Below are 14,199 nucleotides of genomic sequence, written 5' to 3'. Positions count from 1 at the left end.
CCGCCGGGTCCTCCGCGGAGGACCCGGCGGCCACGGCGGCTCACTTGCTGAAGTCCGGGACCAGCTTGGTGATCGCGAGTTCGGCGTCGTTCAGGCCCTTGTCCAGGGTCACCTTGCCGGCGGCGATCTTGACCAGCTCGGTGTCGAGCGGACCCCACAGGGAGCTGTACTCGGGCAGCGCCGGGCGCGGCTGGGCGGCGGAAAGGACGCCCTGGTAGCCGGCGAAGCCGGGGTCGGCCGTGACCTCGGCGGTGTAGGCGTCGTCGCGGGTGGGCAGCGTGGAGTTCTTCAGGGCGATGGCCTCCTGGGACTTCGCCGAGGTCATGAACTTCACGAACTTCAGGGCCGCTTCCTGGTGCGCCTTGTCGGAGCCGGCGTAGACCGAGAGGTTGTGGCCGCCGGTCGGAGCGCCCGCCTTGCCGGAGGAGCCGGCCGGGACGGGGGCGACGCCCAGGTTGGCCTTGTCCTTGAAGGCGGAGCCCTGGTAGAAGTTCGTGATCTCCCAGGGGCCCTGGATGATCGCGGCGACCTTGCCGTTGACGAACGCGTCCTGGATGTGGGCGTAGGCGTCGGCGGTGGTGTCGGCCTTGTGCAGGCCCTTGCCGTCGAACAGGCTCAGCCAGGTGCCGTACGCCTTCTTCGCGGCGGGCGCGTTCATGGTGATCTTCTTGGCGTCGGCGTCGACGGTGTCGGTGCCCTCGCCGTACAGGAAGCTCTGGGCGTAGTAGGCCTGGGTGGAGCCCCAGTAGCCGTCGACGCCGGTCTTGTCCTTGATCTTGGCGGCGGCCTTCTTCAGCTCGTCCCAGGTCTTGGGGGCCTCGGTGATGCCGGCCTTCTTGAACAGGTCCTTGTTGTAGACCAGGGCCAGGGTGTCGGTGACGAACGGAACACCGTAGGTCTTGCCCTCGTACTGGGCCTGCTCGATCAGGTTGGGCTGGAACTTGTCCTGCTCGGCGAGGGCCTCGGTGCCGTCCAGCGGCAGCAGGTAGCTCTTCTTGGCGAAGGCCGGGGTCCAGCCGACCTCGGCACGCAGCACGTCCGGGGCGCCCTTGGAGCCGGCGGCGGTGTCGAACTTGTTCTGTGCCTGGTCGAAGGGCACGTTGACGTACTTGACCTTGATGTCCTTGTTGGCCGCCTCGAACTGCTTGACCAGTTCCTGGTACGTCGGCGCCTCGTTGGTGGCGTTCGAGGTGTCCCACCAGGTGATGGTCACCGGACCGTCCGACTTGTCGCTGCCGCTGTCGCTCCCGCCGCACGCCGTTGCCGCGAGGGCGAGGGACGCCACCAGCGCGGTGGCCGCTATGCCACGCCGCATGAGTTTCTCCTTGAGGTGAAAGCCCGTGAGCGGGAAGCGGTCCCGTCCGCCGCTCCCGCCGCGCCGTTGCCGCCGCCGGGCGACGGTGAAAGTAACAGCGTTGCAAGCTTCGCGAAAGACCTTGCAGAAAAAAAGCGCAAGAGATCGTGAAGGTTACCCCTTCGTGACCTGTCCGCACCCGCCCCGCGACCCTGGTTTCACGCGGGTGGACGGGGACTCGGATACTTGTGCAAGACTCTGCAAGCCCTTGCCATACGGTGGCGAGGGGGGAATCATCCCGTTGCAGACCGGACGCCGAGACCCGGACGTCGACCGAACACGAGGGAACGCGATGACGCAGCAGCCCGCAACGGGCCGTCCAACGACGCGCACCAGGCGGCCGGCCGGTGGGCAGGGCGGAAGGCGACCGGTACAGTCCACTCATGTGACCACACGGCTTGCCGACATCGCTGCCCAGGCGGGGGTGAGCGAAGCGACCGTCAGCCGCGTCCTCAACGGGAAGCCGGGCGTCGCCGCCGCCACCCGCCAGTCCGTGCTGGCCGCCCTCGACGTCCTGGGCTACGAGCGTCCGGTGCGGCTGCGGCAGCGCAGCGAGGGCCTGGTGGGCCTGATCACCCCCGAGCTGGAGAACCCGATCTTCCCGGCGCTGGCCCAGGTCATCGGCCAGGCGCTGACCCGGCAGGGCTACACCCCGGTGCTCGCCACCCAGACCCCCGGCGGCTCCACCGAGGACGAGCTGACCGAGATGCTGGTGGACCGCGGGGTCGCGGGCATCATCTACGTCTCCGGCCTGCACGCGGACACCACGGCGGACATGGACCGCTACGAGCGCCTGCGCGCCCAGGGCGTGCCCTTCGTCCTGGTGGACGGCTTCTCCCCGAAGGTCCAGGCCCCCTTCATCTCCCCCGACGACCGCGCGGCGATGACCCTGGCCGTCACCCACCTGGCCTCCCTGGGCCACACCCGTATCGGCCTGGCCCTGGGCCCCAAGCGCTTCGTCCCGGTCCAGCGCAAGATCGAGGGCTTCGTCAGGGCGATGCACGAGCAGCTCGGCCTGTCCCCGGACGTCATCGGGTCCGAGCTGGTCCAGCACTCCCTCTACACCCTGGAGGGCGGCCAGGCCGCCGCCGCGGCACTCATCGACCGGGACTGCACGGCGCTCGTCTGCGCCAGCGACATGATGGCGCTCGGCGCGATCCGCGCGGCCCGGCAGCGCGGACTGGAAGTCCCCCGGGACGTCTCCGTCGTGGGCTTCGACGACTCCCCCCTGATCGCCTTCACCGACCCTCCCCTGACCACGATCCGCAAGCCGGTGCCGGCGATGGGCCAGGCGGCGGTGCGCACCCTGCTGGAGGAGATCGGCGGGACGCCCGCACCGCACAGCGAGTTCGTGTTCATGCCGGAGCTGGTGGTCCGCGGCTCGACCGCTTCGGCCCCCGGTGACCGCAATCGTCCGTGAGGCGGAGAACGTGGGAGCCGCACCCGACCGGGGGATGATCGTCCCGGAAAGGTTTGTCTGGCAGACTCTGTGCCCATGGGTGACACGACCGTGACTCGGCTGGAAGACCGGGAAGAAGACGTTCCGCCCCCCGTCACGGACGACATCCGCCCCACAGCCGTACGACGCCTGCGCACCCCCCGGCGCCCCCGGCTGTGGTTCGAGATCCTGCTGATCGCGGTGAGTTACTGGACGTACTCGCTGATCCGCAACGCGGTCCCCGAACAGAAGGCCCAGGCCCTGCGCAACGCCGACTGGATCTGGCGCGCCGAGCACCACCTGGGCATCGCCGTCGAACACTCGATCAACCATGCGGTGAACTCCGTGACTTGGCTGATCATCGGCATGAACTACTACTACGCGACCCTGCACTTCGTGGTCACCATCGGCGTCCTGGTGTGGCTCTACCGCAGCCACCCCGGCCGCTACGCGGCGGCCCGCTCCACCCTCTTCATCACCACGGGCACGGCCCTGCTCGGCTACTACCTGTACCCCCTGGCGCCCCCACGCCTGATGACCGGCGACCACTTCATCGACACGGTCCAGGTCCACAACACCTGGGGCTCGATGGCCTCCGGCGACCTCAAGCACATGTCCAACCAGTACGCCGCGATGCCGTCCATGCACATCGGCTGGTCCCTGTGGTGCGGCCTGATCCTCTTCGCCCTGTGCGCGATCCCCTGGGTCCGCGTCCTCGGCCTGCTCTACCCCGTCGCCACCCTGGTCGTCATCGTCGCCACCGCCAACCACTTCTGGCTCGACGCGGTCGGCGGCGTCCTGTGCCTCTCCTTCGGCTTCACAGCGGCCCGCACCTGGTACGGGGCGCTGCCGCACGCGCTGCCGAAGGCGGTGGCTCTGCAGCCGGCGGGGGCGTAGAGCCCGAACAGTTCCCGGAGTTCGGGTGACCGTGGGAACGGGTGCCTCCCCAGGCGTTCAGCACTGGGGGAGGCACGACTGCCCGCAGGCTGAGCGGCTGCAACTACCTGCAGCTGTGCGGCCCCGCACCCGCACGACGGCGGAAGGGGCCGTGGGGGTGCGTCAACCCGCCGCATACTTCGTCTCTGCCCAGTCCAGCCATGACAGCCCACAGCAGTACGCCCGTGCGCGGCGGGCTGGACGCACCCCCACGGCCCCGACCCCACAACCCACCGCAGGCGCCCCGCCCCAAACCGCCGAAGGCACCCGCACCCCCACGGCCCCGACCCCACAACCCACCGCAGGCGCCCCGGCCCAAACCGCCGGAGGCACCCGCACCCCAGCGGAGCGCTACGCTCCGTAGAACAGCGACTCCATGACCCCCCGAGCCCGCCGAGCAGTCCGCCGATACGCATCCAGCATGTCCCCCACATGCCCCGGCCCGTACCCCAGGTACCGCCCCACCGCAGCCAGCTCCCGCGACTCCGTCGGAAACGTGTCCCCCGCCCGCCCCCGCACCAGCATCACCGCGTTCCGCACCCGCGTGGCCAGCACCCACGCCTCGTCCAGCGTCGACGCGTCCTCCTCGGACACCAGCCCCAGCCCCCGAGCCGCCGCCAACGCCTCCCGCGTCCGCGGCGTACGCAACGACGCCTCCTCCGCCCCGTGCCGCATCTGCATCAGCTGCACGGTCCACTCCACATCCGACAGCCCACCCGGCCCCAGCTTGGTGTGCAGCTTCGGATCCGCCCCCCGAGGCAGCCGCTCGGACTCCATCCGCGCCTTCAGCCGCCGGATCTCCCGCACCGCGTCATCGCCCAGCCCACCCCGCGGATACCGCAGCGGATCGATCAGCTCCACGAACCGCCGCCCCAGCTCCTCGTCCCCCGCCACCGGCTCGGCCCGCAGCAACGCCTGCGACTCCCACGTCTGCGACCACCGCCGGTAGTACGCCTCGTACGACTTCAGCGTCCGCACCAGCGGCCCATTGCGCCCCTCGGGCCGCAGATCCGCGTCGATCAGCAGCGCCGGATCCGCACTGGGCACCTGCAGCAACCGCCGCATCTCGGCAACGACCCGGTTGGCAGCCTCAGCCGCCTCCTGCTCGTCCACGCCCTCGCGGGGCTCATGCACGAAAAGAACGTCCGCATCCGACCCGTAACCCAGCTCATGCCCCCCGAACCGCCCCACCCCGATGATCGCGAACCGGGTCGGCAGAGTGTCCCCCCACCCCTCGCGCACCACCGCCCGCAGGGTGCCGGCCAGTGTCGCCGCCGTCAGGTCGGAGACGGCCTGACCCACCCGGTCCACGAGCGCGCCCCGGTCGGCCTCGGCGGACCGGGTCTCGGTGCCGTAGGAACCGACGATGTCGGCGGCGGCCGTACGGAACAGCTCCCGCCGCCGCACGCCACGCGCCGCCGTGACCCCCTGCTCGGCGCTCTCGGCGCGCCCGACCGCGGCGAGTATTTCCTGCTCCAACTGAACCCGCCCCCGCGGCGCGAGCCCACCCCCGTCACCTCCGCCGTCGCCCAGCAACGCCACGGCCTCCGGCGCCCGCATCAGCAGATCAGGGGCAAGCCGCCCGGCCGACAGCACCCGGGCCAGGTTCTCCGCGGCAGCCCCTTCGTCCCGCAGCAGCCGCAGATACCACGGCGTCTTCCCCAACGCATCCGACACCTTGCGGAAATTGAGCAGCCCCGCATCCGGATCGGCCGAGTCCGCGAACCACCCCAGCAGCACCGGCAGCAGCGTCCGCTGAATCGCGGCCTTCCGCGTCACCCCCGACGCGAGGGCCTCCAGATGCCGCAGCGCCGCGGCCGGATCGGCGTACCCGAGCGCGACCAGCCGCTCCCGTGCCGCCTCGGGACTCAACCGGACCTCACCGGACGCCAGTTGGGCGACCGCGTCGAGCAGCGGCCGGTAGAACAGCTTCTCGTGCAGCCGCCGTACGACGCTGGTGTGCCGCTTCCACTCCCGGGTGAGTTCGGTGATCGGGTCGCTGCGCAGCCCGAGCGACCGCCCGAGCCGACGCAGATCGGCCTCACTCTCGGGGACGAGGTGGGTCCGCCGCAGCCGGAACAGCTGCAGACGGTGCTCCATGGACCGCAGGAACCGGTAGGCGTCGTCGAGCTGCACGGCGTCCACGCGGCCGACGTAACCCCCCGCGGCCAGCGCCCGCAACGCATCCAGCGTGCACCCGCTCCGCAGCGACACATCGGTCCGCCCGTGCACCAACTGCAGCAACTGCACCGCGAATTCGACGTCCCTGAGACCGCCCGGCCCGAGCTTCAGCTCACGCTCGACCTCGGCCACGGGAATGTTCTCGACGACACGGCGGCGCATCTTCTGCACGTCGGCGACGAAGTTCTCGCGCTCGGCGGCCTGCCAGACCAGCGGGGAGAGCGCGGCGACGTACTGCCCGCCGAGTTCGAGATCGCCGGCGACCGGCCGGGCCTTGAGCAGCGCCTGGAACTCCCAGGTCTTGGCCCACCGCTGGTAGTAGGCCACATGACTGCTGAGCGACCGCACGAGCGGCCCATTACGCCCCTCGGGCCGCAAGTTGGCATCGACGGGCCAGATCGACCCCTCCACGGTGGTCTCGGAACAGATCCGCATCATGTGCGAGGCAAGCCGGGTGGCGGCTTTGAGCCCCTTCCCCTCGTCCGCGCCCTCCGAGGCCTCCCCCACGAAGATCACGTCGACGTCGGAGACGTAGTTCAGCTCGTGGCCGCCGCACTTGCCCATGGCGATCACCGCGAGCCGGCACAGCGCGTCGTCCTCGGGCGCGGCGGCGCGGGCGAGCCGGAGGGCGGCGCGCAGGGTGGCGGTGGCGAGGTCGGCGAGCTCGGCGGCGGTCTCGACCACGTCGGTGGTGCCGCACACGTCGCGGGCGGCGATGGACAGCAGACAGCGCCGGTAGGCGACGCGCAGCGCGACGGGGTCGCCGGCCTCCGCGAGCCCCCGCTCGAACTCCTCCACCCCGGGGTGCAGGTCGCGCGGCTCGTAGGTGACGAGCGCGTGCCAGTCACCGGCGTGCCGGACGAGGTGGTCGCCGAGCGCGGCAGAACAGCCGAGCACACCGAGCAGCCGATCGCGCAGAGGCTTGGCGGCTATGAGGGTGTCGAGCAACTCGCGCCGGTCCGTCGTCGTGGGCTGCGCCTCGAGCAACCGCACGAGCCCCCCGAGCGCGAGATCCGGATCGGCGGTGGCCCCCAGCGCCTCCAACAGCACGGGATCGTCCCTGAGCGGGACGAGCTCCGGGCTCTCCAGCAGCCGCTCGGCCCCCGAGGCATCGATGAAGCCGTGCCGCAGCAGCCGCGTGAAGGTACTGCTCCTGCGCCCCGGCGCCGTCATCCCGGCCTCCCGTCGGATCGAGCCCACCCTGGCCAGAGCCTAACCGGAGCACCGGGCTCGGGTCCCAGCGGCGGGCCCCGATTTCAGCGCCTCGGAGGCACCGGGCACACCCGAGCGTGGGGCGGGCGCACCATGTGATCGCCATCGCCTCACCGAGCGGGCTCTCTGGGGCAAGTGGAAGGTTTGAGCCACGACGGAGGGGCGCGACCTGCGGTTTTGCCACAGCGGGTTGGCCCAAATCCTCCACTTGTTGTCCGCCCACAGGGCTACTTCACTCGTAGGTGTGAGCTCCGGGTCGCTCCTGTCACTCAGCGTGGCCGATGCCCCTACCGTCCGATACGTCGCGATACGACGCGTACGACGGAGGGGTGCGGCATGTCGGTGGACGGCGAGGCGGTACGGCTCAGGGGCGAGGCGGACGAGCCGGGATGGGAGGTGGACCCGGACGACGAGTGGGGCGTCGCGGTGATCGCCACCGTGGGGCGGCAGTTGAAGCTGCGGCGGGAGGCGGTGGGGATGCGGGTCGCCGAGTTCGGGGCGGCGATGGGGTACGGGGAGGACCTGGTCTACAAGATCGAGGGCGGGAAGCGGATCCCGCGGGAGGAGTACCTGGACAAGGCCGACGAGGTGTTGGGCGCGGGTGGGCTCATCTCGGCGACCTGGGAGGACGTGAGGAAGGTCCGGTACCCGAAGAAGGTACGGGACCTGGCGATGCTGGAGGCCAAGGCGGTGGAACTGCTCTCGTACGGCAGCCACAACCTGCACGGGCTTCTCCAGACCGAGGAGTATGCGAGGGCTCTCCTGAGCACGCGGCGACCGACGCTGTCGGAGGATGAGCTGGACCTGGCACTCGCCGCTCGTATGGCCCGCAGGACGATCTTCGAACGCACTCCCGTCCCAGAACTCAGCTTTGTCCAGGAAGAGGTGACCCTGCGCCGCCCCGTCGGGGGCAGGATGGTGTTGCGCAGACAGCTCGAACACCTCTTGCAGGTAGCGCAGTTGCGTCACGTCGAGATCCAAGTGATGCCCACGTCTCGTGGGGACCACCCGGGAACGGGAGGGCGGATTCAGGTGCTGAAGTTCGCGGACGGCACGGCGGTTGGCCGGGCCGACGACGAGTTCGGCAACCGTCCTGTCTCCGAGCCCCGGCAGCTGCGGATCTTCGAACTGCGTTATGGCGTCATCCGGGCCGAGGCTCTGACCGCACGAGAGTCGCTCATCTTCATCGAACAACTGCTGGGGGAGACATGAACCGCAAGGAATCGGTCGGCGACGTTGTCGAACTGACCTGGTTCAAGAGCACCTACAGCGACAGCAGCAACCCCAGCGACTGTGTCGAAGTCGCCATGACCCCCGCTGTCGTCCACGTCCGGGACTCCAAGGACACCTGGAGGCCCTGTCTCGCCCTCGCACCGACCTCGTGGGCCGACTTCGTGGCCTTCGCCGGCAGGAACTGACCCCGCAGAACCGCTTAGAGGTCGTCAGGGAGGATCCGGAAGCAGGAGTACCGGCCACGGCCACCCACCGGGCGTACGGTCCGGAAGTCCCGTAGGTCCCTGGTGAGGACCACGTCCGTGTCGTACTCGGCGGCGAGGGCGACGTTCACCGCGTCCACCAGGTCCAGATCGAGCGACGCGTACCGAGCCCGCACGGACAGCGCGGCCTCAAGGATCTCCGGCGTCGGCGGGGCCAGGACCAGCCGCATCTGCCGGACGCGCGCGGTGAGCGAGCGGAGGATTCCGTCGGCCGCCGCCCGTCCGGCCCGGCTGGTCGCCACCTGGTGCACCTCGGTGAGCGCGAGCGGCGTGGCGACGAGGAAACCGCACTGGTCCGCGGCTTTCCTCGCGGCGTGATGGTCGGGATCGGACCGGTTGAACAGGGTCAGGATGCCGGAGGTGTCGGCGACAGCGATCACGCGGCGTTGCCCCGCCGGTTCCGGCGCTCACGTTCCTCGTATCCCCAGGACACCGCGGCGCTGATCTCGTCCTCCGCCACGGGACCGCCGAGGTCGAAGGTCTCCTCGTCGGACACGAACGGCTCCTCCCAGACCTGGTGTGCCAGCGCGATCCGGTGAATGCCCTCGCGGATTATCTCCGCCTCCGACACACCCAACCGCGCCGCGGCCTGCTTGATCAACTGCAGGTCACTGTCCTCGGCGTAGACGTTGGTGCGCTTCAGAGCCATACCGACATGGTACAGGTTATGTACCTTCCGAGCCTGCGAGTGAACGCGGCGTCCGCAGATCCTGGCGGCGGCCTCACTCACGGACGCCAGGGCCGCCTACGAACAACTGACCGCTCGCGGACTGGAGGCCACCGGGCCCCAGCAGTTCACGCCCCAGGACGGGGCCACGTTCATGCATTTCGCGGGCCCCCACGGCATCGCCCGTCCACCGCTCCGGAGTCGACTGCCTGCCCTGCTGCGAGCGCCGATGCACCGGCGAGTGCGAAGGCCACGGGCCGATCGACGAGGCTGCCGTGTTCCGGGCCGACGCGCTCGGCCCGCAGTCGTCGGGGTGTCACTGGAAGACGATGGCACGGCCGCCGGCGATGCTCGCCCGGCAGGCACGATAGAGCTGGTGCCAGGTGAACTTCTCCATTTCGAAGGGGGCGTCGAGCGGGAGCTCGGCCAGCTTGGTCTCCTCGGCGGCGGAGAGCGTGCCGTCGGCGTCGAGGTGGATGCCGAGTGACGGTGCGACGCCGACCAGTTCGGTCAGCAGGCCCTGGCTGGAGCCGACCATGCCATGCCCCTCGACATCCGCCTCCGGCGGGAGGAAGAGCGGCCCGTCGAGGTCGACCGGTATGTAGTAACCCGAGCAGTCGGAGTGGCAGAGCAGGTGGGAGTCGAGCATGGTCGCCTCGTCGTCGATCTGGCGAAGATGCATCAGATAGCCGTAGGGGAAGCCCGTGGAGACAGCGGGGTCGGCGGGCGGATCGCTGATCTCCGGCTCGTGCCAGTCGATGCCGTTGTCCGCGAGTGCCTCGGTGAGACGCGCGAACGCGCCACGATGGTATGCCAGCCCCTCGGCGTCGTTGCGCGCCAGGCCGTCCAGGAGCCCTACGGTAATGGAAAGTCCCATGGCCGCACAGAGTAGCGATCACCACTGACAACGGCCGACGAGTGAGCCGACGGACTCGGAAGCACACAGAACACTTGTGGAGCTGTGACGGCGTCGGAAGGCCGTGGACAGCCTGTACGAGGGCACCGGCCCTGTGCCGGACGGCCCAGGGGCGGCGAGACGCCGTGGAGCCGACGGTCCGCGATCGTCGGCCCCATTCGTCGAATGGGCGGGAAACCCGCTCTGACCCGCGCTTACAGCACCGGCAGGTTCTTCTTCAGTTCGAAGGCCGTGACCTCCGAGCGGTACTCCACCCACTCCTGCCGCTTGTTGCGCAGGAAAAAGTCGAAGACGTGTTCGCCGAGGGTGTCGGCGACGAGGTCGCTGTTCTCCATCAGCTTCAGGGCCTCACCCAGGTTCTGCGGGAGCGGCTCGATGCCCATCGCGCGGCGTTCGGCGTCCGAGAGGGCCCAGACGTCGTCCTCGGCGCCGGGCGGGAGTTCGTAGCCCTCCTCGATGCCCTTCAGGCCGGCGGCCAGCAGGACGGCGTAGGCCAGGTACGGGTTGGCGCCGGTGTCCAGGGAGCGGAACTCCACGCGTACGGAGCCCATCTTGCCGGGCTTGTACATCGGGACGCGGACCAGGGCCGAGCGGTTGTTGTGGCCCCAGCAGATGTACGAGGGGGCCTCGCCGCCGGCGCCCGCGGTGCGCTCGGAGCCGCCCCAGATGCGCTTGTAGGAGTTGACCCACTGGTTGGTGACCGCGGCGATCTCGGCGGCGTGGCGGAGCAGGCCGGCGATGAAGGAGCGGCCCACCTTGGAGAGCTGGTACTCCGCGCCGGACTCGTAGAACGCGTTCCGGTCACCTTCGAAGAGGGACAGGTGCGAGTGCATGCCGGAGCCCGGGTACTCCGAGAACGGCTTCGGCATGAAGGTCGCCTGCAGTCCCTGCTCCAGCGCGACCTGCTTCATGATCAGGCGGAACGTCATGATGTTGTCCGCGGTGGACAGCGCGTCGGCGTAGCGCAGGTCGATCTCCTGCTGCCCCGGCGCGCCCTCGTGGTGGGAGAACTCCACCGAGATGCCCATCGACTCCAGCATGGTGATCGCCTGACGGCGGAAGTCCATGCCGACGGCCTGCGGGGTGTGGTCGAAGTAGCCGGAGTTGTCGGCGGGGGTGGGACGGGAGCCGTCGACCGGGCGGTCCTTGAGCAGGAAGAACTCGATCTCCGGGTGGGTGTAGAAGGTGAAGCCCAGGTCGGAGGTGCGGGCCAGGGCGCGCTTCAGGACGTAGCGCGGGTCCGCGAAGGACGGGGAGCCGTCCGGCATGAGGATGTCGCAGAACATGCGGGCGGTGCCGGGGGCCTCGGCGCGCCAGGGCAGGATCTGGAACGTGGACGGGTCGGGCTTGGCGATCATGTCGGACTCGTAGACCCGGGCGAAGCCCTCGATGGCGGACCCGTCGAAGCCGATGCCCTCGTCGAAGGCCTGCTCCAGCTCGGCGGGGGCCACGGCCACGGACTTGAGGAAGCCGAGCACGTCGGTGAACCACAGGCGTACGAACCGGATGTCGCGCTCCTCCAACGTCCGGAGCACGAACTCCTGCTGCTTGTCCATCTTCCGCTTCCCCATCCTTGCCCGCAGGTGTACCGCTCTGCCGTCCATCTTGCCCGCTGAGCGCCGCTCTTGTGATGCGCCCTCCTCATGGCCGAACTCTTTCTCACGTGACGGAGACCACGCCCGCTTAATTTGCATCTCAAATGCAAGTTTCAATACCGTTTCGATCAGTCGAGCGATCGAGCAATCCGGTCGAGTCTTCGAGGAGTCACCATGCTGTCCGAGCAGTCAGCGGCCACCGTCCGCGCCACCCTCCCCGCCGTCGGCGCGGCCATCGGCGAGATCACCGAGCGCTTCTATCCTCGGATGTTCGCGGCCCACCCCGAACTGCTGCGCGACCTGTTCAACCGCGGCAACCAGGCCGCCGGCACGCAGAAGCAGGCGCTGGCCGGCTCCATCGCCGCCTTCGCGACGCACCTGGTGAACAACCCCGACCAGCGGCCCGACGTGATGCTGCAGCGCATCGCCCACAAGCACGCCTCGCTGGGCATCACCCCGGAGCAGTACCCGATCGTCCACGAACACCTGTTCGCCGCCATCGTCGAGGTCCTCGGCGACGCGGTCACCCCCGAGGTCGCCGCCGCCTGGACCGAGGTCTACTGGCTGATGGCCAACGCCCTCATAGCCATCGAGAAGCGGCTGTACGAGCAGAGCGAGCAGACCGGCTGGCGCGAGTGGGAGGTCGTCGAGCGGATCGAGGAGACCGCGGACGTGGCCACCTTCAGGCTCCGCCCCGTCGACGGCGGCCCGGTGCCCGGCTACCGCGCCGGACAGTACGTCTCGGTCGGCGTCCGGCTCGCGGACGGCGCCCGGCAGATCCGCCAGTACAGCCTGACCGCGGCGCCCGGTTCGCCGGAGCGGCAGTTCGCCGTCAAGCGGGTGGCCGGTGACGCCACGACCCCCGACGGCGAGGTCTCCAACCACCTGCACGCACACGTGCACGTCGGCGACGTCCTGCAGCTGTCCGCCCCGTACGGCGACCTCGTCCTCGAGGACACCGACGCGCCGCTGTTGCTCGCCTCCGCCGGCATCGGCGTCACCCCGATGATCGCCATGCTGGACCAGCTCGCCCTCACCGGCCACAGCACCCCGGTGACCGTGGTCCACGCCGACCGCTCCCCCGCCGCGCACGCGCTCCGCTCCGACCACGAGGCGTACACGGCCAAGCTGACGGACGCGCGGGCGGTCTTCTTCTACGAGCAGGACGCCCAGGACGCGGCGGGCGTCGGGCGGCCCGGCCTGGCCGACCTCACCGACGTCGACGTCCCGGCCGGCACGCGCGCGTACCTGTGCGGCCCGCTCCCCTTCATGCGGGCGGTGCGCGAGCAGCTCCTCGCCAAGGGTGTGGCCCCGGCCGGCCTTCGCGTGCCACGATGCGCGTCCGCTCAGGGCGTCGAGGACGCCGGGGACGTCGAGGGCTCCGAGGACGCCGTCCGGATGCTGGGCAGTCCCAGCAGCAGCGGGCCCGTCGGGGCCGCGACCATGTCGTCGACCGTGAGCGGGTCGAGCGTGGCGTAGAAGGCTTCCTGGGCCCGGCGCAGGGCGCCGCGCAGGCGGCAGTCGGAGCTGAGGGGGCAGGGGGTGGTGCCGTCGCAGTCGGCGACGTCGCCCTCGCCCTCCAGGGAGCGCACGAGCGCACCGACCGAGGCGTTCCGGCCGGCCTCCGTGAGGCTCAGGCCGCCACCGCGGCCGCGGCGGGCCGTGAGCAGCCCGCGGTGCTGGAGGTCGGCGACGATCTTCGCGGCATGCGTGTACGGCACGCCCATGTCCGCCGCGACCTCCCGGGTCGTGGGGCTGGACCCGCCCGCGACGGCGAGCCGCATCAGGACGCGCAACGCCATGTCGGTGGAGCGCAGCAGCCGCATGCGGCCAGGGTAAATAATGCGCATCCGGCGTTCAACTTATGTGCACCGACTCTCTCACCTGACGTCCGGTCACCAGGACGTGCGTGACGCCCCCGTTCGCGGCAAGGGCCTTCAGCAGCCCTGCTCCCGCTGCTCGTTGTCGCAGGACGGGCACGCGTGCGTGTGCAGTACGGCGTCGGCCACGTCTCCCGGGCGGTCCAGCATGAGCAGGTGGCCGGCCCGGGCGCTGACGCGGAAGGTGCCGCCGAGGGCCGTGGCCAACGCCCGCTGCCGGGCGAGCCAGTTCTCCCGCCGGCGTGCGGGCCGGCGCGGGTCGTCGGCGGCGAGCACGGTGACGGGCAGGCCGGTCGGCAGCGGCCGTGACCGGCGCAGGGTCGCGAGGGCGACGGCCTGGTCGGTGTAGGTGGCGTTCTCGGCGAGGGCCGCGCGCAGCCAGCGGCTGGTGGAGTACGCGCGCCGGACCAGGTCGTACGACGCCGGCTCCCCGCCGCCGACCCGGCCCTCCCGGACCGCCGCCCGGCGCAGCGAGGGCCCCGCCACGCGCGGCAGCCCGGCCGCACTCGCCAGCGTGGCGCACG

Annotated in this window: 11 protein-coding genes and 2 pseudogenes; 5 read left to right on the top strand and 8 right to left on the bottom strand. The window is 70.4% G+C overall.

Annotation, left to right across the window (positions count from 1 at the left end; genetic code table 11):
• Positions 1–40: 40 nt before the first annotated feature.
• Complete coding sequence (locus DEP02_RS29895; protein WP_112470807.1) at positions 41–1,315, bottom strand: extracellular solute-binding protein; 1,275 nt, start codon at positions 1,313–1,315, stop codon at positions 41–43.
• A gap of 424 nt (positions 1,316–1,739) precedes the next feature.
• Between DEP02_RS29895 and DEP02_RS29890 the strand changes: the two genes are divergently transcribed.
• Together DEP02_RS29890 and DEP02_RS29885 are read left to right on the top strand one after the other, a co-directional pair.
• On the top strand, positions 1,740–2,774 hold the full coding sequence (locus tag DEP02_RS29890; RefSeq protein WP_112470806.1) for a LacI family DNA-binding transcriptional regulator: 1,035 nt from the start codon (positions 1,740–1,742) through the stop codon (positions 2,772–2,774).
• A gap of 75 nt (positions 2,775–2,849) precedes the next feature.
• Positions 2,850–3,689, top strand: a complete 840-nt coding sequence (locus DEP02_RS29885) for a phosphatase PAP2 family protein (protein WP_112470805.1) — start codon at positions 2,850–2,852, stop codon at positions 3,687–3,689.
• A gap of 390 nt (positions 3,690–4,079) precedes the next feature.
• On the opposite strand, the gene DEP02_RS29875 is transcribed toward DEP02_RS29885, so the two are convergent.
• Positions 4,080–7,082 carry a bifunctional [glutamine synthetase] adenylyltransferase/[glutamine synthetase]-adenylyl-L-tyrosine phosphorylase gene (locus DEP02_RS29875; protein WP_112470803.1) on the bottom strand — a complete coding sequence of 1,001 codons (3,003 nt, stop codon included), beginning with the start codon at positions 7,080–7,082 and terminating at the stop codon, positions 4,080–4,082.
• Between the two features lie 375 nt (positions 7,083–7,457).
• On the opposite strand from DEP02_RS29875, the gene DEP02_RS29870 reads away from it, so the two are divergent.
• Positions 7,458–8,333: a helix-turn-helix domain-containing protein gene (locus tag DEP02_RS29870; RefSeq protein ID WP_112470802.1), complete on the top strand. Its 876-nt coding sequence runs from the start codon at positions 7,458–7,460 to the stop codon at positions 8,331–8,333.
• Positions 8,330–8,539: a DUF397 domain-containing protein gene (locus DEP02_RS29865; RefSeq protein WP_112470801.1), complete on the top strand. Its 210-nt coding sequence runs from the start codon at positions 8,330–8,332 to the stop codon at positions 8,537–8,539. Before DEP02_RS29870 ends, DEP02_RS29865 begins: the two co-directional genes overlap by 4 nt.
• 14 nt (positions 8,540–8,553) lie before the next feature.
• Here the strand turns inward: DEP02_RS29865 and DEP02_RS29860 are convergent, their stop codons facing one another.
• The 4 genes from DEP02_RS29860 to glnA2 all read right to left on the bottom strand — a co-directional run bounded on the left by DEP02_RS29860 (position 8,554) and on the right by glnA2 (position 11,756).
• Positions 8,554–8,997, bottom strand: coding sequence for a type II toxin-antitoxin system VapC family toxin (locus DEP02_RS29860; RefSeq protein ID WP_112470800.1), 444 nt, complete (start codon positions 8,995–8,997; stop codon positions 8,554–8,556).
• Entirely contained in the window at positions 8,994–9,266 is a 273-nt protein-coding gene (locus DEP02_RS29855; RefSeq protein WP_112470799.1) for a ribbon-helix-helix domain-containing protein, read from the bottom strand. The genes DEP02_RS29860 and DEP02_RS29855 overlap by 4 nt, the downstream gene beginning before the upstream one ends.
• A 334-nt stretch (positions 9,267–9,600) precedes the next feature.
• Positions 9,601–10,161: a putative DNA-mimic protein gene (locus DEP02_RS33740; RefSeq protein ID WP_157977570.1), complete on the bottom strand. Its 561-nt coding sequence runs from the start codon at positions 10,159–10,161 to the stop codon at positions 9,601–9,603.
• A 233-nt stretch (positions 10,162–10,394) separates the two neighbouring features.
• A complete protein-coding gene (gene glnA2 / locus DEP02_RS29840; protein WP_112470797.1) occupies positions 10,395–11,756 on the bottom strand; it encodes a gamma-glutamylpolyamine synthetase GlnA2 in 1,362 nt (453 codons plus the stop codon).
• A 213-nt stretch (positions 11,757–11,969) separates the two neighbouring features.
• Between glnA2 and DEP02_RS29835 the strand changes: the two genes are divergently transcribed.
• Positions 11,970–13,274 (top strand): globin domain-containing protein, encoded by a 1,305-nt coding sequence (locus DEP02_RS29835; protein WP_112470796.1) that lies wholly within the window; start codon positions 11,970–11,972, stop codon positions 13,272–13,274.
• On the opposite strand, the pseudogene DEP02_RS35120 reads toward DEP02_RS29835, so the two are convergent.
• Positions 13,181–13,621 (bottom strand): annotated as a pseudogene (locus DEP02_RS35120) (RrF2 family transcriptional regulator); the annotation flags it as partial. The gene DEP02_RS29835 and the pseudogene DEP02_RS35120 sit on opposite strands and share 94 nt — an antisense overlap.
• Before the next feature lie 111 nt (positions 13,622–13,732).
• Positions 13,733–14,199: pseudogene (locus DEP02_RS29825) on the bottom strand (alpha/beta fold hydrolase); the annotation flags it as partial.

The sequence above is a fragment of the Streptomyces triticisoli genome (assembly GCF_003270085.1).
In the GTDB taxonomy this organism is placed as follows: Bacteria; Actinomycetota; Actinomycetes; order Streptomycetales; family Streptomycetaceae; genus Streptomyces; species Streptomyces triticisoli.
This window is presented reverse-complemented; position numbering and strand designations above follow the sequence as displayed.